The sequence below is a fragment of the Mesorhizobium sp. C416B genome, from assembly GCF_030323165.1.
In the GTDB taxonomy this organism is placed as follows: Bacteria; Pseudomonadota; Alphaproteobacteria; order Rhizobiales; family Rhizobiaceae; genus Mesorhizobium.
In genome coordinates, this window is sequence record NZ_CP100471.1 from 1,651,815 (window position 1) to 1,672,111 (window position 20,297).

General features: G+C 63.3%; 24 protein-coding genes. 7 read left to right on the forward strand and 17 right to left on the reverse strand.

Translation table 11 applies throughout. From position 1 onward, the window contains the following. The 5 genes from NLY43_RS08355 to coxB all read right to left on the reverse strand — a co-directional run bounded on the left by NLY43_RS08355 (nt 1) and on the right by coxB (nt 4,392). The gene (locus NLY43_RS08355; RefSeq protein WP_023692073.1) at nt 1-627 is read right to left on the reverse strand and encodes a cytochrome c oxidase assembly protein; all 627 of its coding nucleotides are present in this window, start codon (nt 625-627) and stop codon (nt 1-3) included. Nucleotides 628-635: 8 nt separating this feature from the next. Then, on the reverse strand, nt 636-791 hold the full coding sequence (locus NLY43_RS08360; protein WP_023668418.1) for a cytochrome c oxidase system small membrane protein: 156 nt from the start codon (nt 789-791) through the stop codon (nt 636-638). Next, a complete protein-coding gene (locus NLY43_RS08365; protein ID WP_023668419.1) occupies nt 788-1,732 on the reverse strand; it encodes a heme o synthase in 945 nt (314 codons plus the stop codon). The genes NLY43_RS08360 and NLY43_RS08365 overlap by 4 nt, the downstream gene beginning before the upstream one ends. 72 nt (nt 1,733-1,804) lie before the next feature. After that, a complete protein-coding gene (gene ctaD / locus NLY43_RS08370; protein WP_023709871.1) occupies nt 1,805-3,457 on the reverse strand; it encodes a cytochrome c oxidase subunit I in 1,653 nt (550 codons plus the stop codon). A gap of 38 nt (nt 3,458-3,495) precedes the next feature. Then, nucleotides 3,496-4,392 carry a cytochrome c oxidase subunit II gene (gene coxB / locus NLY43_RS08375; protein WP_050485823.1) on the reverse strand — a complete coding sequence of 299 codons (897 nt, stop codon included), beginning with the start codon at nt 4,390-4,392 and terminating at the stop codon, nt 3,496-3,498. A gap of 363 nt (nt 4,393-4,755) precedes the next feature. Here coxB and NLY43_RS08380 point away from each other — a divergent pair, with 363 nt between their 5' ends. The 5 genes from NLY43_RS08380 (at nt 4,756) to NLY43_RS08400 (ending at nt 8,038) form a co-directional block, all read left to right on the forward strand. Next, nucleotides 4,756-5,340: an invasion associated locus B family protein gene (locus NLY43_RS08380; protein ID WP_023668422.1), complete on the forward strand. Its 585-nt coding sequence runs from the start codon at nt 4,756-4,758 to the stop codon at nt 5,338-5,340. A 69-nt stretch (nt 5,341-5,409) separates the two neighbouring features. Continuing rightward, entirely contained in the window at nt 5,410-5,607 is a 198-nt protein-coding gene (locus NLY43_RS08385) for a hypothetical protein (RefSeq protein WP_155923284.1), read from the forward strand. Next, nucleotides 5,604-7,307 carry a metalloprotease TldD gene (tldD, locus tag NLY43_RS08390; protein ID WP_023723275.1) on the forward strand — a complete coding sequence of 568 codons (1,704 nt, stop codon included), beginning with the start codon at nt 5,604-5,606 and terminating at the stop codon, nt 7,305-7,307. Before NLY43_RS08385 ends, tldD begins: the two co-directional genes overlap by 4 nt. A 79-nt stretch (nt 7,308-7,386) precedes the next feature. Beyond that, on the forward strand, nt 7,387-7,662 hold the full coding sequence (locus tag NLY43_RS08395; protein ID WP_081725433.1) for an AbrB/MazE/SpoVT family DNA-binding domain-containing protein: 276 nt from the start codon (nt 7,387-7,389) through the stop codon (nt 7,660-7,662). After that, entirely contained in the window at nt 7,649-8,038 is a 390-nt protein-coding gene (locus NLY43_RS08400) for a type II toxin-antitoxin system VapC family toxin (RefSeq protein ID WP_023709873.1), read from the forward strand. Before NLY43_RS08395 ends, NLY43_RS08400 begins: the two co-directional genes overlap by 14 nt. Nucleotides 8,039-8,102: 64 nt before the next feature. Here the strand turns inward: NLY43_RS08400 and NLY43_RS08405 are convergent, their stop codons facing one another. After that, nucleotides 8,103-9,338 carry a class I SAM-dependent RNA methyltransferase gene (locus tag NLY43_RS08405; RefSeq protein ID WP_023709874.1) on the reverse strand — a complete coding sequence of 412 codons (1,236 nt, stop codon included), beginning with the start codon at nt 9,336-9,338 and terminating at the stop codon, nt 8,103-8,105. Beyond that, complete coding sequence (locus tag NLY43_RS08410; protein ID WP_023702017.1) at nt 9,335-10,129, reverse strand: TlyA family RNA methyltransferase; 795 nt, start codon at nt 10,127-10,129, stop codon at nt 9,335-9,337. Before NLY43_RS08410 ends, NLY43_RS08405 begins: the two co-directional genes overlap by 4 nt. 146 nt (nt 10,130-10,275) lie before the next feature. Between NLY43_RS08410 and NLY43_RS08415 the strand changes: the two genes are divergently transcribed. Next, on the forward strand, nt 10,276-10,677 hold the full coding sequence (locus NLY43_RS08415; protein WP_023692079.1) for a GFA family protein: 402 nt from the start codon (nt 10,276-10,278) through the stop codon (nt 10,675-10,677). Here the strand turns inward: NLY43_RS08415 and NLY43_RS08420 are convergent. The 8 genes from NLY43_RS08420 to NLY43_RS08455 form a co-directional block, all read right to left on the reverse strand. Next, a complete protein-coding gene (locus tag NLY43_RS08420) occupies nt 10,674-10,958 on the reverse strand; it encodes a hypothetical protein (protein ID WP_023668429.1) in 285 nt (94 codons plus the stop codon). The genes NLY43_RS08415 and NLY43_RS08420 overlap by 4 nt on opposite strands. A 145-nt stretch (nt 10,959-11,103) precedes the next feature. Then, nucleotides 11,104-13,017 carry a 1-deoxy-D-xylulose-5-phosphate synthase gene (gene dxs, locus NLY43_RS08425; RefSeq protein WP_023685414.1) on the reverse strand — a complete coding sequence of 638 codons (1,914 nt, stop codon included), beginning with the start codon at nt 13,015-13,017 and terminating at the stop codon, nt 11,104-11,106. Between the two features lie 101 nt (nt 13,018-13,118). Beyond that, entirely contained in the window at nt 13,119-14,039 is a 921-nt protein-coding gene (locus NLY43_RS08430; protein ID WP_023685413.1) for a pirin family protein, read from the reverse strand. Between the two features lie 10 nt (nt 14,040-14,049). Further along, nucleotides 14,050-14,316, reverse strand: coding sequence for a DUF2277 domain-containing protein (locus NLY43_RS08435; RefSeq protein ID WP_023709875.1), 267 nt, complete (start codon nt 14,314-14,316; stop codon nt 14,050-14,052). A gap of 38 nt (nt 14,317-14,354) precedes the next feature. Then, nucleotides 14,355-14,606 (reverse strand): exodeoxyribonuclease VII small subunit, encoded by a 252-nt coding sequence (locus tag NLY43_RS08440; RefSeq protein ID WP_023668433.1) that lies wholly within the window; start codon nt 14,604-14,606, stop codon nt 14,355-14,357. Between the two features lie 3 nt (nt 14,607-14,609). Beyond that, a complete protein-coding gene (locus tag NLY43_RS08445; RefSeq protein ID WP_023709876.1) occupies nt 14,610-15,536 on the reverse strand; it encodes a histone deacetylase family protein in 927 nt (308 codons plus the stop codon). Between the two features lie 71 nt (nt 15,537-15,607). Next, on the reverse strand, nt 15,608-16,585 hold the full coding sequence (locus NLY43_RS08450; RefSeq protein ID WP_023709877.1) for a hypothetical protein: 978 nt from the start codon (nt 16,583-16,585) through the stop codon (nt 15,608-15,610). Nucleotides 16,586-16,679: 94 nt separating this feature from the next. Then, a complete protein-coding gene (locus tag NLY43_RS08455; RefSeq protein WP_023668436.1) occupies nt 16,680-17,288 on the reverse strand; it encodes a TetR/AcrR family transcriptional regulator in 609 nt (202 codons plus the stop codon). 118 nt (nt 17,289-17,406) lie between these two features. On the opposite strand from NLY43_RS08455, the gene NLY43_RS08460 reads away from it, so the two are divergent. After that, the gene (locus tag NLY43_RS08460; protein ID WP_023709878.1) at nt 17,407-18,630 is read left to right on the forward strand and encodes an MFS transporter; all 1,224 of its coding nucleotides are present in this window, start codon (nt 17,407-17,409) and stop codon (nt 18,628-18,630) included. Nucleotides 18,631-18,692: 62 nt separating this feature from the next. Here NLY43_RS08460 and NLY43_RS08465 read toward each other — a convergent pair whose 3' ends face one another. Further along, nucleotides 18,693-19,115, reverse strand: a complete 423-nt coding sequence (locus NLY43_RS08465; protein ID WP_023685408.1) for a hypothetical protein — start codon at nt 19,113-19,115, stop codon at nt 18,693-18,695. A gap of 18 nt (nt 19,116-19,133) precedes the next feature. Beyond that, nucleotides 19,134-20,234, reverse strand: coding sequence for a 3,4-dihydroxy-2-butanone-4-phosphate synthase (ribB, locus tag NLY43_RS08470; protein ID WP_023685407.1), 1,101 nt, complete (start codon nt 20,232-20,234; stop codon nt 19,134-19,136). Nucleotides 20,235-20,297: the final 63 nt, after the last annotated feature.

Here is a 20,297-nt window from a genome sequence, read left to right on the forward strand (position 1 = left end):
TCAACCCCCGAGATTTGCTTCGGTATCTGAAACTTTGCTGCTGCTGTCCGGCGTCGATGACGCCACCGGCTTGTTCTTTTGGACCGGGAACATGGTGTAGGACAGGGTGATCGTCTTCAAGTCCTTCAGTTCCGGCACGTTGACGATATCGGGATCCACATAGAACACGACCGGCATGTCCAGCGTCTCGCCGGGCTTCAGCGTCGTGTCGGTGAAGCAGAAACACTCGACCTTGTTGAAGTAGGGGCCCGCCAGTTCCGGCTGCACGTTGAAGGTGGCGCGGCCGGTAACGGCGCGGTCGAACTTGTTGGTGGCGCTGTAATGCGCCTGCGTGGTCTCGCCGATCTTGATGGTGACCGAGCGGGCGACCGGCTGGAACTGCCAGGGAATGCCGTTGGTGTTGGCGTCGAAGCGCACGGTGATGTCGCGGTCGAGGATGCGGCCGGCATATTGCTTTTCGGCGCGCTGCGTCGTGCCGCCATAGCCGGTGGCCTGGCAGAACATCTTGTAGAGCGGCACCGCGGCGTAGGCCATGCCGATCATGCCGCCGAAGAAGGCGACGCAGACGGCGGCGACGACGCGGTTGGTGTTCTTCTTCCTGGGATCGGTCACGGTCTGGCGGGTCATCATCGGCCTCATCCGGTATGGCCGAATTTCACGATGGTCGCGACGTAGAAGATGACGACCAGAATCGCCAGCGCGACGCCGATCGCCGCCGAACGGTTGCGCCGCGCCTTCTTCTGGCTTTCGGTCAGCGTGACCAGTTCAAGCTTCTTGTCGATCATGGTCATGCTCCACCGATGGCCAAAGCGCGACCGACGACACAGTCGGCAAGATAGATGGCGAAGATGGCGAAGAGGTAGAGCAGCGAATAGGCGAACAGAGCCTTGGCCGGCTTCATGACGCGGTCGCTATCGGTCATGCACAGCACTTTCCAGGCATACCAGACGAAGCCGGCGCCGAGAGCCACTGATGCGACGCCATAGAAGGCGGTGGTGAAACCGAGCACCCAGGGCAGCACACCGATCGGCGCCAGGATCAGGGCGTAGGCAAAGATCTGGCGGCGGGTCGAGGCCTGGCCGGCAACGTTCGGCATCATCGGGATGCCGGCCTTGGCGTAGTCGTCGGACTTGAACAGTGCCAGCGCCCAGAAGTGCGGCGGCGTCCACAGGAAGATGATCAGGAACAGGACGAGGCTTTCCAGGCTCACCGTTCCGGTCACCGCGGCCCAGCCGATGACCGGCGGGATGGCGCCGGCGGCACCGCCGATGACGATGTTCTGCGGCGTCGAGCGCTTCAGCCACATCGTGTAGACGACGGCGTAGAAGAAGATGGTGAAGGCAAGCAGCGCCGCCGACAGCCAGTTGACCAGTACGCCCAGCGTCATCACCGATAGCACCGAAAGCACAAGGCCGAAGCTCAGGGCTTCGCCGGGCAGGATGCGGCCGGAGGGTACCGGGCGGCCGGCGGTCCGGCTCATTACTGCGTCGATGTCGGCGTCGTACCACATGTTGAGCGCACCAGAGGCGCCGGCGCCGATGGCAATGGCCAGGATGGCGATCACCGCCAGCAGCGGGTTGATGGTCACGGGTGCAGCGACCATGCCGACAAAGGCCGTGAACACCACCAGCGACATGACGCGCGGCTTCAGCAGGGCGAAGAAATCGCCCGACGTGGCTTCCGACATGCGAAAGCCCGCTTCGTCAATCATTGGGTCGTCGACAAGGGCCATGCGTACATAAGTCCAATCATTCCGTTGGCCGAAAACCGCCGGCGGGCCGGCGGTTTCGTATTCGGGCTGCCTTCACCTGATCTTGGGCAGCTGTTCCCACTGGTGGAAAGGCGGCGGCGAAGGCAGCTGCCATTCGAGCGTCGTTGCACCCTCGCCCCACGGATTGGCGCCGGCGACGCGCTTCTTCTGGAAGGCCTCGAACACGCCATAGAGGAAGATCACCACGCCGACGGCCGATATATAGGAGCCGTAGGACGACACCATGTTCCAGCCGGCGAACGCGTCGGGATAATCGATGGTGCGGCGCGGCATGCCGGCGAGGCCGAGGAAATGCTGCGGGAAGAAGATCAAATTGACGCCGACGAAGGTGACCCAGAAGTGGGTGTTGGCGATCACCGGCGAGTACATGTAGCCGGTCATCTTGGGGAACCAGTAGTACCAGCCGGCGAAGATGGCGAAGACCGCACCCAGCGACAGCACATAGTGGAAGTGGGCAATGACGAAATAGGTGTCATGCAGCGAGCGGTCGAGGCCGGCATTGGCGAGCTGGACGCCGGTGACACCGCCGACCGTGAACAGGAAGATGAAGCCCAGCGCCCACAGCATCGGCGTCTTGAACGAGATCGAGCCGCCCCACATCGTCGCGATCCAGGAGAAGATCTTCACGCCTGTCGGCACGGCGATGACCATGGTGGCAAAGACGAAGTAGCGCTGCGTGTCGAGCGACAGGCCGGTCGTGTACATGTGGTGCGCCCAGACGATGAAGCCGACGGCGCCGATCGCGACCATGGCGTAGGCCATGCCGAGATAGCCGAACACCGGCTTCTTCGAGAAGGTCGAGACGATGTGGCTGATGATGCCGAAGCCCGGCAGGATCAGGATGTACACTTCGGGGTGACCAAAGAACCAGAACAGATGCTGGAACAGGATCGGATCGCCGCCGCCGTCCGGGGCGAAGAAGGTGGTGCCGAAATTGCGGTCGGTAAGCAGCATGGTGATGCCACCGGCCAGAACCGGAAGCGACAATAGCAGCAGGAAGGCGGTGATCAGAACCGACCAGGCAAATAGCGGCATCTTGTGCAGCGTCATGCCCGGCGCGCGCATGTTGAAAATGGTGGTGATGAAGTTGATGGCGCCGAGGATCGAGGACGCGCCGGCAATGTGGATCGACAGGATCGCCAGATCCATGGCCGGCCCGGGCTGGCCGGAGGTCGACAGCGGCGGATAGAGCGTCCAGCCGCCGCCAACGCCATAGGCGCCGGGCGCGCTCGGCATGAAAGCCGAAGCGATGAGCAGCAGGAAGGCCGGCGGCAGCAGCCAGAACGAAATGTTGTTCATGCGCGGGAAGGCCATGTCGGGGGCGCCGATCATGATCGGCACCATCCAGTTGGCGAAGCCGCCGATCAGCGCCGGCATGACCATGAAGAAGATCATGATCAGCGCGTGCGCGGTGCCAAAGGCGTTGTACATGCTCTTGCCGCCGTCGATGGCGGCATCGCCGTTCATGCCGTAGACCATCTGCGCCAGACCGGTGAAGATCTGGATGCCCGGCTCCTGCAGCTCCATGCGGATGACGACCGAAAGCGCGCCGCCGACGATGCCCGCGAAGATCGCAAAGATCAGGTAGAGCGTGCCGATGTCCTTGTGGTTGGTGGAGTACACCCACCGGACCCAGCCGTGATAGGGCTTGTGGTCGTGGTCGTCGTGAGCTGCAGCTTCTGACATGGTCGGCTCCGTTCCCTAATTCTTGCTAACCCGCGGCATCAATTGCCGGCGGCCGCTACCTTGTTGGTACCGTCGACCTCGGCCATCAGCGCCTTGTTGGCGCCGGGGAGGTCGGTCTTGGCTGCTGCCAGCCAGGTCTTGTACTGCGCATCGGATACGACGCGGACGGCGATCGGCATGAAGGCATGGTCCTTGCCGCAGAGCTGCGAGCACTGGCCGTAATAGATGCCTTCCTTTTCCGCCTTGAACCACGTCTCGTTGGTGCGGCCGGGAACCGCGTCCATCTTGATGCCGAAGGCCGGAACGGCAAAAGAATGGATCACGTCGGCTGCGGTAACCAGGACGCGCGTCATGGTGTTGACCGGCACGACCAGCTCGTTGTCGACCGCCAGCAGGCGCGGATAGACCTTGCGGTCTTCCTTGCCGATCGCGGCTCGGTCGGCGTCCTGCAGGATGGCCGAGTTGAAGGAGAGCGTGTTCTCGGTCTGGTACTCATAGTCCCAGTTCCACTGATTGCCCGTTACCTTGACGGTCAGCTTGGCCTCTTCCGGCGGCGTGTACTGCGCCGTCAGCAACTGGAACGAGGGAATGGCGATGAACAGCAGGACGACGACCGGCCCGACTGTCCAGATGATCTCGATCAGCGTGTTGTGGCTGGTCTTGGACGGGACCGGGTTTTTGCTGGCGCGGAACCTGAAGATGCACCAGGCGAGAAGCGCCAGAACCAAAGCAGTGATCGGGACGACGAACCACATCGTGTAGTTCCCGAACCACTCGATCTGCCGCATCATGTCTGTCGCCGGCGGCTGAAAAGTCATCTCCCACGGCTGCGGCTGGGCCGCATGGGCGGAGGCACCGGCGAAAAATGCGGCGGCGGCGCCTGCCGTTGCCATCAATTTGGCGCTTGCTGGGAATTTTCTCATCGCCCTCTTCATCTCCCGGTTCCTCGCGATCGCGACGCAAGAATATCGAACAATGCCGGGATGGGAATCCCGGACAGTCCCAAGGGTGGTTCAAACCATACTCTATTTCCCTCCGCAAGAAAGGAGCGGGCGAAACCGTGCGGCATTTTTGCGCGCAAGTGCTGCCGCGCTGTTTCGACGGCCTCGTGGCCCGCGCGGGTCGTCGACAGACAGGCTATGCGGGCTTGTGTCCGGAATGCGCCCGACGGTCGCAATTCGGGCGAATTTGCTAGGGAAAAGCGCATTATTGCGCCTGCCGGGGCTGACCGGCGGTCGCCCTATCCTTTACTTGGCCTTGGCGCGGCTTAAAGTGCCGTGATTCGCAATGGAGCCGTCATGACCTCTTGGCTTTCGAGAAACGCCTGGCATTCGAAGAGCGCCTGGCATTCGAAAAGCGCTTGGCTTTCGAGAAGCGGGGCGAAGGTCGTTTTTCTCGCCGCCCTGATCGGTATCGGCTCGTCCGCAACCGGCGTCGCCAATGCAGCGCAGCCCAGCGGCACGGTCAAGTCAACGCATGGCGCGTGGTCGATCATCTGCGACACGCCGGCCGGCGCCACCTCGGAACAATGTGTGATGATGCAGAACGTCGTTGCCGAGGATCGCCCGGAAATGGGACTGTCCGTCGTCGTCCTGCGCACCGCCGACAACAAGGCCGAGATCCTGCGCGTGCTGGCCCCGCTCGGCGTTCTGCTGCCCAATGGCCTGGGCCTCAATGTCGACGGCAAGGATATTGGCCGCGCCTATTTCGTGCGCTGCTTCCAAGACGGCTGCTATGCCGAGGTCATTCTCGAAAAGCCGCTGCTCGATACGCTGAAGACCGGGACGTCGGCCACCTTCATCGTCTTCCAGACGCCGGAAGAAGGCATCGGCATCCCCGTCGACCTCAAGGGCTTCGCCGACGGTTTTGCCGCCCTGCCCTGAGCTTGATGCTTGCGAAACCGTCTTTCCTCACAATTCCCACGGGTTTGATCTTTGGCTGTGGGGGTCATCATGCGTGCTTGTTCTTTGCTTTTGTCGACCGGTCTAATCCTGACCGGCGCCGTTTCCGTCGCCTTTGCCGAGGATTCCGAAATCATCACGGCGCCCGATCCGGCCGTCATTTTCGAGCTTGCGAAAGGCTATGGCTCGGCCAAGATGGACAAGGACGACGGGGCGATCCGATGGTCTCGGGCCGGCTTCAGGGCATGAAATATGTCATCTACTTCTATGGCTGCGAAAACCATGAGAAGTGCAAGTCGATCCAGTTCTCCTCGGGCTATACCGACCCCTTCACGGCCGACCAGGCCAATGAATGGAACAAGAAATATCGCTGGGTGAAGGCCTTTTCGGGTGACGGGTCGAACTTCAAGATGGATGTCATGTTCAGGGGCGGGGCTACCCGCTCCTACCTGCTGCGGATCGTCATTGCGGATTGTGCAGGCGCGTCTTCGCGCCTACATCGTGGCAACACCATTCCTCCTGTGAGCGGACCTGCCATGAACAGCCTGACCGGCCAATTCGACATTTCAGATGATCGCATCAAGCGGATCGTCGCCGACACACTGAACGGCGCCGATGACGGCGAACTCTTCCTCGAATACAGCGAGAGCGAAGCGCTGATGTTCGACAATGGCAGGCTGAAGACCGCCAATTTCAACGCCGACCAGGGTTTTGGCCTGCGCGCCGTGGCCGGCGAGGCCAGCGGCTACGCCCATTCCAGCGATCTTTCGGAGGCGTCGCTGCTGCGCGCCGCCGACGCGGTCTCGACCGTCAAGGGCGGCTATTCCGGCACGCTTGCCGCGGCTCCCGCGCGCACCAACCGCCATCTCTATGGCGAGGAGAACCCGATCCCCTCGCCTTCCTTCGAGGTCAAGGCCAAGCTGTTGCAGGAAATCGACGCATGGCTGCGCGCCGAGGACCCGCGCGTGCGCCAGGTGACGGCCTCGCTCGCGGCGTCCTGGCAGCATGTCGAGATCGTGCGCGCCGACGGCCAGATCGTGCGCGACATCCGCCCGCTGGTCCGCATCAACGTTTCCGTCGTCGTCGGCGACGGCGACCGCCAGGAAAGCGGCTCCTATGGCATGGGCGGGCGCAAGGCGTTCGGCGAGTTCCTGGTCGAGGACGCCTGGAAGCATGCTGCCAGGGAGGCCCTCAGGCAGGCGCTGGTCAATCTCGAAGCCATTCCCGCGCCGGCCGGAACGTTCGACATCGTTTTGTCCAGCGGCTGGCCGGGCGTGATGCTGCACGAAGCCGTCGGCCACGGGCTGGAGGGCGACTTCAACCGCAAGAAGACCTCCGCCTTTGCCGGCCTGCTCGGCCAGCAGGTCGCCGCCAAGGGCGTTACCGTGGTCGATGACGGCACCATGCCCGAGCGGCGGGGTTCGCTGACCGTCGACGATGAAGGCACGCCTTCGGCCCGCAATGTGCTGATCGAGGACGGCAAGCTTGTCGGCTACATGCAGGACCGCCAGAACGCCCGGCTGATGGGCATGAAAGCCACCGGAAACGGCCGGCGCGAAGGCTATGCGCACCAGCCGATGCCGCGCATGACCAACACTTATATGACCGCAGGCGACATGGAGCCGGACGAGATCATCGCCTCGGTCAAGAACGGCATCTATGCCGTATCCTTCGGCGGCGGCCAGGTCGACATCACCTCGGGCAAGTTCGTGTTCGGCTGCACCGAGGCCTACATGATCGAAAATGGCAAGGTGACGCAGCCGATCAAGGGCGCCATGCTGATCGGCAACGGACCGGACGCCATGCACCGCGTTTCGATGATCGGCAACGACATGAAACTCGACACCGGCATCGGCATGTGCGGCAAGGCCGGACAAGGCGTGCCGGTCGGCGTCGGCCAGCCGCATCTCAGGATGAACCAGATGACCGTCGGCGGCACCAGGGTTTGAGCGAGGAGACGTCGGCGGGCTTGAATAGTTCCCCTCACAGGGATATCTTACCTTTGTCTTACACAAGGGTAATACCGCAATGGGTGCAATAGAAAAGCTTATAACGACCGTCTCGACCAAGGGACAAGTCATCCTGCCCAGCGCTATCCGCAAACGGAGGGACTGGGGCGCGGGCACGCGCCTGCAGGTCGAAGACACACCGGACGGTGTACTTTTGAGACCGGCGCCTGCCTTTGCCCCGACACGACCAGAAGATGTCTTTGGTGTCCTGCCGCACAGTGGCAGACCGAAGACCTTGGAGGAGATGGACGCAGCCGTCCTTGCTGAAGCACGGCGGCGCCATGCTCGCGATTGATACCAACGTTGTCGTCAGGTATCTGACGAACGACGATCCCGAGCAGTCCCCGCGAGCCCGGCGGCTGATCGACGGTCAGCCCGTTTTCGTCGCCGTCACGGTGATCCTGGAGGCTGAGTGGGTGCTGCGCAGCGGCTATGGTTATGATCAGGCCTCGATCGTCAATGCACTGCGGGTGTTCGGCGGGCTTCCCACTATCGAGATAGAGGATGCTGCGATGGTCTCTTCCGCGGTCGATCTAGCCGAGACGGGAATGGATTTCGCCGATGCGCTCCATCTGGGCAAGTCCTCGCACTGCTCAGCATTTGTTTCCTTCGACCGTAAGTTCATCAAGGCCGCACAAGCGGCCGGGTACGAAAGCGTTCGCGAAGGCTAGTTTGCCAGCCGGCTACGTCTTGCGGGGCGGCAAACTCAAGCACGGCCTTGTGAAAATCGGCGGATTAACGTCGCCGTTTCGGCTTCTCCAGCAGCGCCACGGCCTCGACATGCGGCGACCACAGGAACTGGTCGATGGGCGTGACGCTCTTCAAGATGTAGCCGCCGTCAATCAGGATGCGCAGGTCGCGTGCCAGCGTCACCGGATTGCAGGAGACGGCGGCGACGAACGGCACATCCGAGCGGGCGATCTGCTTCGACTGGTCCTCGGCGCCGGCGCGCGGCGGGTCGAAGACGACGCCATCGAAAGCATTCAGCTCCTTGAACGTCAGCGGCCGCCGGAACAGGTCGCGGCGTTCGCCGGTTACCCGCTTCAGGCCGGTGGCGAAGCGCGATCCGCGGTCGAGCGCCGAAAGGGCTGCCGCGTCGCCTTCGACCGCGTGGACTTCGAATTTGGCCGCCAGCCGAAGCGCAAAGCTGCCGCAGCCGGCGAAAAGATCCGCGACTTTCCTGGCCCGCTTCAGATGTCCGCCAACGAGATCGGCCATCGTCTGTTCGGCGGCTTGCGTTGCCTGCAGGAAGGCGCCAGGCGGTATGGCGACAGCGACGGTGCCGAACATGACCACCGGCTTTTTCGGCTCGATGACGATCTCGTCGTCGATCGAAAGCCGGGCAAAGCCATTGGCCATGATGAAGTTGGAGGCGACCCGGCGCTGGTTCTCGCCCAGCTTGCCCGACTCATAGACAGCGACGTCGAGCCCCGAGCCCGTCACAGTGACCGCCATCCGGAACGATTTGGTGGTGGCGCAAACCAGGTCGGCGACCGACCTCAAGCGATCGAGCGCGGCAACGATCTCCGGCAGCGAGATCGGACATTCCTCGATGGGGATGATTTCCGGCGACAGATGGCGATGGAAGCCAAGCAGCATGCCTGTGTCGGCGCGCCTGGCGGCAAGCACGACGCGGCGGCGTGTGTGTGGCGCACACGGCACCAGGGCGCCGATGTCGCCGGCAATGCCTTTCAAGGCATGCACGACCTTGTCGCGTTTCCATTGCTGGTAAGCGTCGGCTTGCAGATGCTGGACGGCGCAGCCGCCACATTCGGTGAAATGCCGGCAGGCCGGATCGATACGCAGCGGCGACGTCTCCAATACCGCCATCAGCATGGCGCGATCCCTCTCGCGCGCGGCGGTGACGGTCTCGCCGGGCAGGGTGAAGGGAATGAACAGCTCGCCGGTTTCCGTCTCGGCGACGCCGTCGCCCTGCGAACCCAGTCTCTTGATGGTGAAGCCCGTGCTCATCGGTCCTTGGTCCCGGCATCCTTGGTCCCGGCATCCTTGATCCCGGCAAGCAGGAATTCGCGGTTGCCGTCCCCGCCTTCGATCGGCGACATGTGCAAGCCCAATGTACGCCAGCCAGGGACGCCTTCGAGCCATTCCTGCAGCAAGCCGGCCACACGGGCGGCGTCATAAGGGTCTTTCAAAAGACCGCCCTTGCCGATCGCCTCGCGGCCGGCCTCGAATTGCGGCTTGACCAGAAACACCGCACGAGCGCCGTCCCGTGCCAATGCCAACGCCGGTGGCATCGCCAGTTTCAACGAGATGAAGCTTACATCGGAGACGATGAAATCGGGGATACGGCCGCCGAGATCGGCAGCCGCGAGCTCGCGAGCGTTGAGGCCCTCGATCACGGTGACGCGCGGGTCGGACGAGACACCGGGATGCATCTGGCCGTGGCCGACATCGATGGCAGTGACATGGGCCGCGCCGCGTTCGAGCAGCACCTGGGTGAAGCCGCCTGTCGAGGCGCCGATATCGAGGGCTTCACTGCCCGCGGGATCGAGACTGAAATGGTCGAGCCCGGCGATCAGCTTCAGCGCCGCGCGTGAGACATAACCCTGCGCCGGGTCGTCGATGACGATGAGACAGTGCGGCAGAACCGTCTGGCCGGGCTTGCGGGCGACCACGCCGTCGACCGTCACGGTGCCGCGCTCGACCGCGTCGCGGGCGCGCGAGCGGCTCGCAAACAGGCCGCGCTGGACGAGCAATTCGTCGAGCCGCTGGCGTGTGCTGGCTGGCAGAGGGGAGTTCATCGGCCTTCATGGCGAAAGCCGGCCGCGAAGGCAAGGACATTGGCATAGGAGGACGTCGAGACCCGGGCCGCAAGCCAGTCCGCCCGGTTGAATAGCGCAGCCAGTCCGGCAAGATGTAGAGGCTCAGGCAATGCGGAGGAAGACGAATGCTGACGGGAACCTGCCATTGCGGCGCCGCCCACTGGACCCTGGAAGGCGATCCCGGCCCGATCACGGCCTGCAATTGCACGCTTTGCCGCCGCTATGGCACACTCTGGGCCTATGACTTTGTCGACGAGCGTATCCGGCTTGTGGGGCCTGTGCAGTCCTACACCCGCGCTGGCAAGGAGACGCCGTCGCTGGAAATACTGTTTTGCCCGACATGTGCCTGTGTGCTTGCCTGGCGCGGTTTGCGCCGCAGCGACAGCGGCCGCACGCGGATCGCCGTCAATGTCAGGCTGGCACCGCCGGAGGCGGTCGCCGACCTGCCGATCGACCATTTCGACGGGCTGGACACTTATGACGACCTGCCGCGCGATGGGCGCTGCGTGCGCGATATGTGGTTTTAGAAGATCGTCCGTGAGACCTGCCGTTCAACGGCCGGCATCAGGCCGTCGCTTCCGTCATCTGAAGCCTGCTTGCGCGGGCGCTCGACAGCAACGACTGGTGCGTCCGGCACGACGACAAGCTGCGGCACCTGCTTGTAGGAAAAAGCGCCCCTGATATCGCCCATCTTGCGGGCGACGATGCCTGCCACCGCCTGTTCGAGCTTGCGGTCATAGCGCGTCTCGGCCATGGCCGGCGCGGCGATGACGGCCAAAAGGGCCGCGCCGCACAGAAGCGTTCGCATTGTTTTTAACTCCCTGCCTGGAGGCAGTTCTAGCAGGGCGGCGTTGAAAAACGGCCAAAAGAGACGGTAAGCGAAACGCCAAAGAGAAGCGTTAACAAAGTGTCAGGCTTGCACAGGCAACTGCTTCAGCTGCGTGAGGTTTGATTCAGGCGCGCTGCGCGCGCGCGGAATGGCCGAGCGCGACGAACACGGTGCGCACGATGCCGGCCGCGTCGAGCCCGGCATCGGCATACATTTTTTCCGGCTTGGCGTGGTCGGTGAACTCGTCCGGCAGCACCAGCGGCCGAACTTTCAGACCGCTTTCCAGCAAGCCTTCATGGGCGAGGAACTGCAGCACGTGGCTGGCGAAACCGCCGACAGCCCCCTCTTCCACCGTCACCAGCACTTCGTGCGAGCGGGCGAGACGGCGGATCAAATCCTCGTCCAGCGGCTTGGCGAAACGGGCGTCCGCAACCGTCGTCGAAAGCCCTGCCGCGCCGAGTTCCTCGGCCGCCAGCAGACAGTCCTGCAGTCTTGTGCCAAAGGACAGAAGCGCCACCTTGGTGCCTTCCCTGACGATGCGGCCCTTGCCAATTTCGAGCACCGAGCCGCGCTCCGGCATGTCGACGCCGACGCCATTGCCGCGCGGATAGCGGAAGGCGATCGGGCCTTCGTCATAATAGGCGGCGGTGCGCACCATGTGGCGAAGCTCCGCCTCGTCGGCGGCCGCCATCACCACGAAGCCCGGCAGCGTCGCCAGGAAGGTGGTGTCGAAGGCGCCGCAATGAGTGGCGCCGTCGGCGCCGACGAAACCGGCGCGGTCGATCGGGAAACGCACCGGCAGTTTCTGGATCGCCACATCATGGACGACCTGATCGTAGGCGCGCTGCAGGAAGGTCGAATAGATGGCGGCGAAGGGCTTGTAGCCCTCGCTGGCGAGGCCGGCGGCGAAGGTCACGGCATGTTGCTCGGCAATGCCGACATCGAAGGTCCGGGTCGGAAACGCTTCGCCGAACAAATCGAGGCCGGTGCCGTTCGGCATGGCGGCGGTGACGGCGACGATACGTTCGTCCAGGCGGGCTTCCTGGACCAGGCTTTCGGCAAACACCTTGGTGTAGGCCGGCGCATTGGCCGGGGCCTTGGTCTGCGCGCCGGTGATGACGTCGAACTTGTTCACGCCATGATATTTGTCGGCCGCAGCCTCGGCCGGCGCGTAGCCCTTGCCCTTCTGGGTCACGACATGGATCAGCACCGGACCGTCGGCATGGTCGCGGACGTTCTTCAGCACCGGGATCAGATGCTCGAGATTGTGGCCGTCGATCGGGCCGATATGGTAGAAGCCAAGCTCCTCGAACAGCGTGCCGCCGGTGACGTAGCCGCGCGCATGCTCGACCGCCCGCTTGATGGCGCGATCGGCACGCTTGCCGAGATAGGAGGTCAGTTTCTTGCCGAAGTCGCGCAGGCCAAGATAGGTCTTGCCAGAGGCAAGCCGCGCCAGATAGGCGCTCATGGCGCCGGTCGGCGGCGCGATCGACATGTCGTTGTCGTTGAGAATGACGATCAGGCGAGCATCGAGCGCGCCGGCATTGTTCATGGCTTCATAGGCCATGCCGGCAGACATGGCGCCGTCGCCAATGACGGCAATGACATTGTTGTGGCCGCCGGAGAGGTCGCGCGCCATGGCCATGCCGAGGCCAGCGGAAATGGAGGTCGAGGAGTGCGCGGCGCCGAACGGGTCGTATTCGCTCTCGGCGCGACGGGTGAAGCCGGACAGGCCGCCCTCCTGGCGCAGCGTGCGGATGCGGTCGCGGCGGCCGGTCAGGATCTTGTGCGGATAGGCCTGGTGGCCGACATCCCAGATCACGCGGTCTTCCGGCGTGTTGAAGACATAGTGCAGCGCCACCGTCAGTTCGACGACACCGAGGCCGGCGCCGAGATGCCCGCCCGTATGCGAGACGGCATCGATCAGCTCGGCGCGCAGCTCCGAGGCCAGCTGCGGCAGCTCGCTTTCGTCAAGCTTCTTCAGGTCGGCTGGAATGCGGACCTTGTCGAGAAGCGGCGTATGCAGCGTTGCGTTCACTGTTAAAGGGCCTGCTCAGCTATGATGCGCGTCGATCATGGCGAAATATGCCTGCGTCGCCGGAATGTAAATGCGTGTCAGTGACGCGGGTGATGCTGACGTTAATTGTCCGGTAACGGAATGAACTCTTCCTCGTCTCCGGGAACGATATCGAAGCGGCCCGTCTTCCATTCCTGCTTGGCCTGTTCGATGCGTTCCTTCGACGACGAGACGAAGTTCCACCAGATGTGGCGCGGGGAGCCGAGCGAAGCGCCGCCGAAGAGCATGAAATGGGCGCCGCGCTCGGACGACACGACGATCTCGTCGCCAGGCCGGAACACCAGCAGCCGTTCGGCCGGAAAACGGTCGCCCGAGATTGAGACATCGCCGTCCAGCGTGTAGATGGCGCGTTCCTCGGCGTCGGCGGGAATTTTGACGCTGGCGCCGGGCGCCAGCCTCAGATCGGCGTAGAGCGTCTCGGTGTCGGCTCTTACCGGCGAGCGCAGTCCCTGGAAATCGCCGATCACCACGCGGCCGGAAACACCTTCGGCGTCGATCTCGGGCAGAAGGAGCGCGGCCGTGTTCTCGAACACCGGCGCCACTTCCTCCTTGCCGTCGGGCAAAGCCAGCCATGTCTGCAGGCCGGAGACCGACATCGGCGCGCCGCGCAGTTCTTCGGGCGTGCGCTCGGAATGGACAATGCCGCGGCCGGCGGTCATCAAATTCACGTCGCCGGGCTGGATGACCATCTCGGTGCCGAGCGAATCGCGGTGCCTGATATTGCCGTCGAACAGATAGGTGACGGTGGAAAGCCCGATATGCGGGTGCGGGCGCACATCCATCGCCTGGCCGGCGCGCAAGATCGCCGGCCCCATGCGGTCGAAGAAGATGAAGGGACCGACCAGCCGCCGCTTTGCCGTCGGCAGAGCGCGACGAACCTGGAAGCCGCCAATGTCCTTGGCGTTTGGAATGACCATGAGCTCGATCTGGTCGCTGGCGAAGGCATCGCCAGGCTCAGGGTCCTTGCCGGGGAAGAAACTCATCTGGATGTCCTCAGGCGAAGCGGAGCGCCGATTTGGCTTTTGCCTTGGCCGCCACCTCTTCGCGATTGCGCGGATGATGCGTGGTTTCCAGCGAATGCAGCAATTTATGCGCCGATTCGGCGATCGCCTCGACGGCACGGTCGAAGGCCGCCTGGTTGCGCTGCGAGGGCCGCGTCGTTCCGCTCAGTTTGCGCACGAATTGAAGGGCGGCGTCGCGGATCTCGTCATGGGTCGCCGGCGGCTCGAAATTGAACAGGGTCTTGATGTTTCTGCACATGCTTGAACTCCTATCTGCTTTATGCCCGCCCCATTCCACTACTCCGCGTCGAGCGGCTCCGTTCCCACCGGTTTGCCATCACGCGACAGCCTGATCTTCTCGACCTTGTCTTCGGCCGCCTTCAGCAGCCGGTCGCAATGGGCCTTCAGCGCCTCGCCGCGCTCATAGATCTTGATCGACTGGTCGAGCGGCACGTCGCCGCGTTCGAGATCATCGACGATCTTCTCCAGCGCGTCGAGTGCCTGCTCGAAGCTCATCGCCTTGACGTCTTCATTTGCTTCGCCAGCCATACTTTACCCCTTCATCAGCCGCCCGACATGGGCGGCCACCGAAAATGCCAGTCCCTGCAGATCGTAGCCGCCCTCGAGCAGGCTGACGAGCCGGTTGCCGCTGTGGCGCCCGGCGCGTTCCAGCAACTGGCCTGTCGCCCAGTCGAAATCGTCCTCGCTGAGGTTGATCTCGGCCAGCGGGTCGCGATGGTGAGCGTCGAAGCCTGCGGAAATTATGATCAGATCGGGCGCGAAATTGTCGAGCGCCGGCAGGACGCGCGACAGCAAGGCATCGCGAAACATGTCCGAGCCGGTCTGCGGCGCCAGAGGGGCGTTGACGATGTTGCCGGCGCCGGTTTCGGTCTTGGCGCCAGTGCCGGGATAGAGCGGCATCTGGTGCGTCGAACAATAGAGCACCGACGGATCATCCCAGAAAATGTCCTGCGTGCCGTTGCCGTGATGCACGTCCCAGTCGACGATGGCGACACGCTCGGCGCCGTGTTTCTTCTGCGCATAGCGGGCCGCGATTGCGGCGGTGTTGAACAGGCAAAAGCCCATCGCCGTGGTCTTTTCGGCATGATGGCCTGGCGGACGTGAGGCGACGAAGGCATTGGCAACGCTGCCCTCGAAAACATCGTCGACGGCAGCGTTGGCCGCACCGATGGCAGTGACCACCGCCTGCCAGCTTTTCGGGCTGGCGCTGGTGTCGGCGTCGATCGAGGCAATGCCGCTTTCAGGGATCGCGGCGCGGACGCGGGCGACGAAATCCTCGGGGTGGGCGTAGAGGATTGTGGCCTCGTCGCCTTGCGGCGCCGTTACCCGATCGAGCGCCGCAAAGGCCTCGTCATCGAGCACGCGCTCGATGGCGCGCAAGCGGTCGGGTCGCTCCGGATGACCGGGCGGCGTCAGATGTTCGAGGAAGATCGGATGGGTGTAGAGCCTTGTGACCATGACCCGATATAGGCGCGCCCGGCCGCTTTGACCATGGTTTGACGCCGCGCCGCCCCGACGTTCAACAGGGTTTAGGTGCTCGGCTGCGTCCAGCGCGAGCCGCCGAATGAGGCCAGCGCCTTGTCCCTGAGCTCCCGGAACTTGGACGACGCCTCGGCCAGCCGCTGGTCCCATTCGGCGTTCGGCACCTGGCCTTCAATCGTCCTAAAATAGACCTGCATCAGGCAGGCGATGGCGAAGGGTTCGATGAATGCCGCCTTGAAGGCCCAGGCCAGCAGGATCGCCAGCACGAAGGCCCAGCCGCCGAGCTGCCCCGGGATGAACCACATGATGGCGGCGGCCGGCGCCAGCATCAGCAGGAAGATGACGAAGGACACGCCCCACATGATCACCGCCAGCCAGACGGCGTTCTTGACCATGGTCTTGCCGTTCTGGGCATAGAGCACGACGCCTTGCCGGGCGGTTTCGAAGGGCGACGACGAGTTGATACGGATGTTGTAGCCGAGGATGATCTCGTCAACATAGGTCAGCGACAGGCGGATGACCGTATTGATGAAAGCGACCAGGCCGCCGAGGCCCGGAATGGGCAGGAAGGCGGCGATGCCGCCGATCAGGCCGGTGATGGCGCGGATGGCGCCCTTGACCAGCTGGTCGACCACGAAAAGGATGTTGGCCTCGGCGAAACGTTCCTTCACCACACCCTTGGCGTAGGCGATCTGGTCCTGGCCATTGGGAATCTCGCGGCCATCGATCAGATGGACCATGACGGCGATATGGCCGGCCTTGACGACATAGAGGATGTATTCGCGGATCCAGTACAGCGCGATCGAAACGACGCCGATGCCGACGATGCCGCCCCAGAGCGCAAAGGACAGCGGCCCGTCGGGATCGGTGGAGATGTGGCCGACGCCATAGCCGACGGAGGCGCCGCTGCCGGTCGCCACGATATAGGCGAGCGTGATGCCGAAATAGACGATCATGCGAAAGACGATGAATGGCCATGTCCTGATCATGATGGACACCGACCTGCCGATTTCGAAATCCCACATGCGCCCGAATCTCCCCTCAGAGATGGACGGCGAGGATGAACCTGGGCCGAAAATTGTCAATCTCGGCAAACGCCGGGGATCGGCTCGTGAGATTTCAGGCCGGATGCGAACCCTGCTTTTTGAGCAAGCCTTCGAGCAGTTGCTGGAAGGCCGCCACCACGGTCTTCGACGTGGCTTCGGGATCGTTCGAATTGGCGATGCGCTGCGCCGCCTGGCTGCTGGCGCCGTTGATCAGCCGTGCGGCGGTTTCGGGGTCGACGCCGGGGACGACCACCCCCTCCTGTTGCAAAGCGGTCAGATGATCAGTCATCGAGCCGACGCAGGCATTGGCGTTCGGCCATTGCGCCGGATCGCCGAGCACAGCCGGACCGTCGCGAAACATGATGCGCTGGATTTCCGGCTCGAGCGCCATCTTGATATAGGCCGTGCATTCGTCGACGAAACGCTGCCAACGGTTCGGCGCTTTCGACGCGATCTCATTGATGCGAACCGCCATCTCGCCGTCGATTTCGGCGATGACGGCCTGCAGCAGGCCCTTCTTGTCACCGAAATGATGGTAAAGCGCTCCGCGCGTCAGCCCGGCTGATGCGGTGAAATCATCCATGGACGCCTCGGCATAGCCGATCGTCCCGAAGGCACTGCGGGCCGCCGTGATCAGCTTGGCGCGCGTTTCGGCAATCATCTCCTTGCGGGGTCTGTGCATGGTTCTGGCCTTATTCACATACGCTACGTATGCCAATTGACATACGCGGCGTATGGACTACCTATATTCATACGCATCGTATGTAATTGTCGAATTGGCCTTTGTCGAGGAACCAGCCATGCAAAACCCATACTCGGAAATCTTTCGTGCCCCTGGAGCCAAGGGGTTTGCCGCCGCGGGCTTCCTCGCGCGGCTGCCGATCGCCATGGCGCCGATCGGCATCGTGGCCATGCTCTCGCAGACGCGTGGCGAATACTGGCTGGCGGGAGCTGTCTCGGCGACGTTCGCGCTGAGCAACGCTTTCGTGGCGCCGCAGATATCACGGCTGGTCGATCGCCTCGGCCAGACGCGGATCGTGATTCCGACCACCATCCTCACCGTGCTCGCCTTCGCGGTGCTGATTGCCGCAGCCAATCAGGACTGGCCGGTGTGGACGCTGTTTGTGTCGGCACTGGCGGCCGCCGCCATGCCCAGCATGCCGGCGATGGTGCGCGCGCGCTGGACCGAGATTTTTCGCGGCCGGCCGCAGATGAACACCGCATTCGCCTTCGAATCGGCGGCGGACGAACTCGTCTACATTGCAGGCGCATCGCTGTCGGTGGGCTTGAGTGCCGCTCTGTTCCCGGAAGCCGGTGTCCTGGTCAGCACGCTATTCCTCGCCCTTGGCTCGGCAGCCTTCATCCTGCAGCGTTCGACCGAACCACAAGTGCGGCCGGTGAATCATGTCTCGAGCGGCTCGGCAATCCGGCTCAGGCCGGTGCAGATCATCACCTTCGCCCTGATCTTCGTCGGCGCCACCTTCGCGACGACGGAAGTGAGCACGGTGGCGATCACCAAGGAACTCGGCCAGCCGGGCGCCGCCAGCCTCGTCATCGGCGTCTATGCGCTGGGATCGTTCGTGCTCGGCCTCGTCGTCGGTGCGCTCAACCTGAAAGCGCCGCTGCAGCGCCAGTTGGCCCTCGCGGTCGCCCTCGTTGCGCTCGGCACATTGCTGCCGCTCACCGCCGACACGGTGCCGCTGCTGGCGCTGACCGTTTTCATCAGCGGCGTGGCGATCTCGCCAACCTTCATCACCGCCTTCGGCCTGATCGAACGCCACGTGCCGGAAGCGATGCTGACCGAAGGCATCACCTGGGTGATGACAGGCATCGGCATCGGCATGGCGCTCGGTTCGTTTGCCGCCGGTGCGGTGGTGGATGAATTCGGCGCCCGCAACGGGTTCTGGGTCTCGGTGGCGGCCGGCGTCATCGCATTGGTCACGGTGTTGCTGGGCCAGCGCAGCCTGGCCACCCACACATGCGAGCTGGACGGATGCGACGCGGCCGCCGTTCCCGCGGAATAAACGCACAAGCGTCCGGTCGGGAACGCGGATCGGACGCAGCTTCTCCAAAGGAGCGCGGCTCCCTACGACTGTTCAAGCCTCTTGCGGATCTCGTTTCCATCGAGAACGACAACAGGACTTCCCAGTGTCTCAACCATATCCGGGTTCAGATGGGGTATGGTTTCAGCGCGCCCGACCATCGGCGGACATTCTCCGGCGCAATACACGACCGAGCTGGTGACACGCAGGATTTTCCACAGCGCTTCGTAGAGGCGCGGATCGTCGGGCGGCCGCGCGACGGTGAAGCCTGAACATCGCGAGGCATCGCCGGGGTCGAAATTGAGATAGAGGTCGGCCGACGACGCATCGTCATAGGCGACGACCCAGCAGGTGAATTCAGGTTCACGCCTGGTGACGAACGGCGCGAAGGCATCCTCGACGATCGATGTGGGGAAGTAGCTCTCTTCGCCATCTTCAAAGCAATTGAGATAGGCCTCGAAGCTCATCCGACCGCCCCCTGTCCCCTAGAAAATCTCGGTCTTGGCGATATGAATGCCAAAGCCCTCAAGCCCGACATAGTGGCGTTCGCGCGAGGCGATCAAATTGATCGAGGAGATGCCGAGATCCTTGAGAATCTGCGCGCCGAGGCCGATTTCTCGCCACTCGTTCTCACGGCGGCGGGCCTCTTCGTGGTCCTCACGGTCGGCACTCATCGGCCGGTTGCGCTCCTGATGGGCGACGCCGACCGAACCCTCTCGGAGGTAAACGATGACGCCGCGCTTGCGTTCGCCCATCGCCTTCATAATGGCGTCGAGCCGGTGGCTGGTGCCGAACACGTCGGTCACCACATCCTCCGAATGCAGCCGCACCGGCACGTCCTCGCCGTCACGGATGTCGCCGAAAACGACCGCGACATGGTGCATGGAATCCCAGGGCAGCGTGTAGGTGAAGACCTGTGCCTTGCCGCCGAGTGTGTCGATTTCGGAGCAGGCGACGCGTTCGACCAGCGTTTCCTTGCGCTGCCGGTAGGCGATGAGGTCGGCGACCGAAACCTGCTTGAGGCCATGTTCCTCGGCAAAGCTCGCCACCTGCGGGCCGCGCTTGACGGTGCCGTCGTCATTGACCAACTCCGAGATCACGCCAACCGGCGGCAGGCCGGCAAGCTTGCAGAGATCGACCGCGGCTTCGGTATGGCCCGAACGCATCAGCACGCCGCCTTCCCTAGCGATCAGCGGGAAGATGTGGCCGGGGCGAACGAAATCCGAACCGCCGACATTGCCGTTGGCCAGGTTGCGCACGGTCAGCGTGCGGTCCTCGGCCGAAATGCCGGTGGTGGTGCCATGCTTGAAATCGACGCTGACGGTAAAGGCCGTGGTGTGGGCGGAATCATTGTCGGCGACCATCGGCTGCAGATTGAGCCGCTTGGCCTCCTCGCGCGGCATCGGCGTGCAAACGATGCCGGAGGTGTGACGGATGATGAAGGCCATTTTCTCCGGGCTGCAATGCACGGCGGCAACGATCAGGTCGCCCTCGTTCTCACGCCCGTCATCGTCCATGACGACGACGATCTCGCCGCGCTCGAAGGCGCGGATGGCTTCGACGATTTTCTTCTGATCGTATGGCATTGGCTCGCTTCGCTCGCAGGGAATAGGGGTTGGGCAGTAGGAGTTAGGGAAGGAAGGACGGGC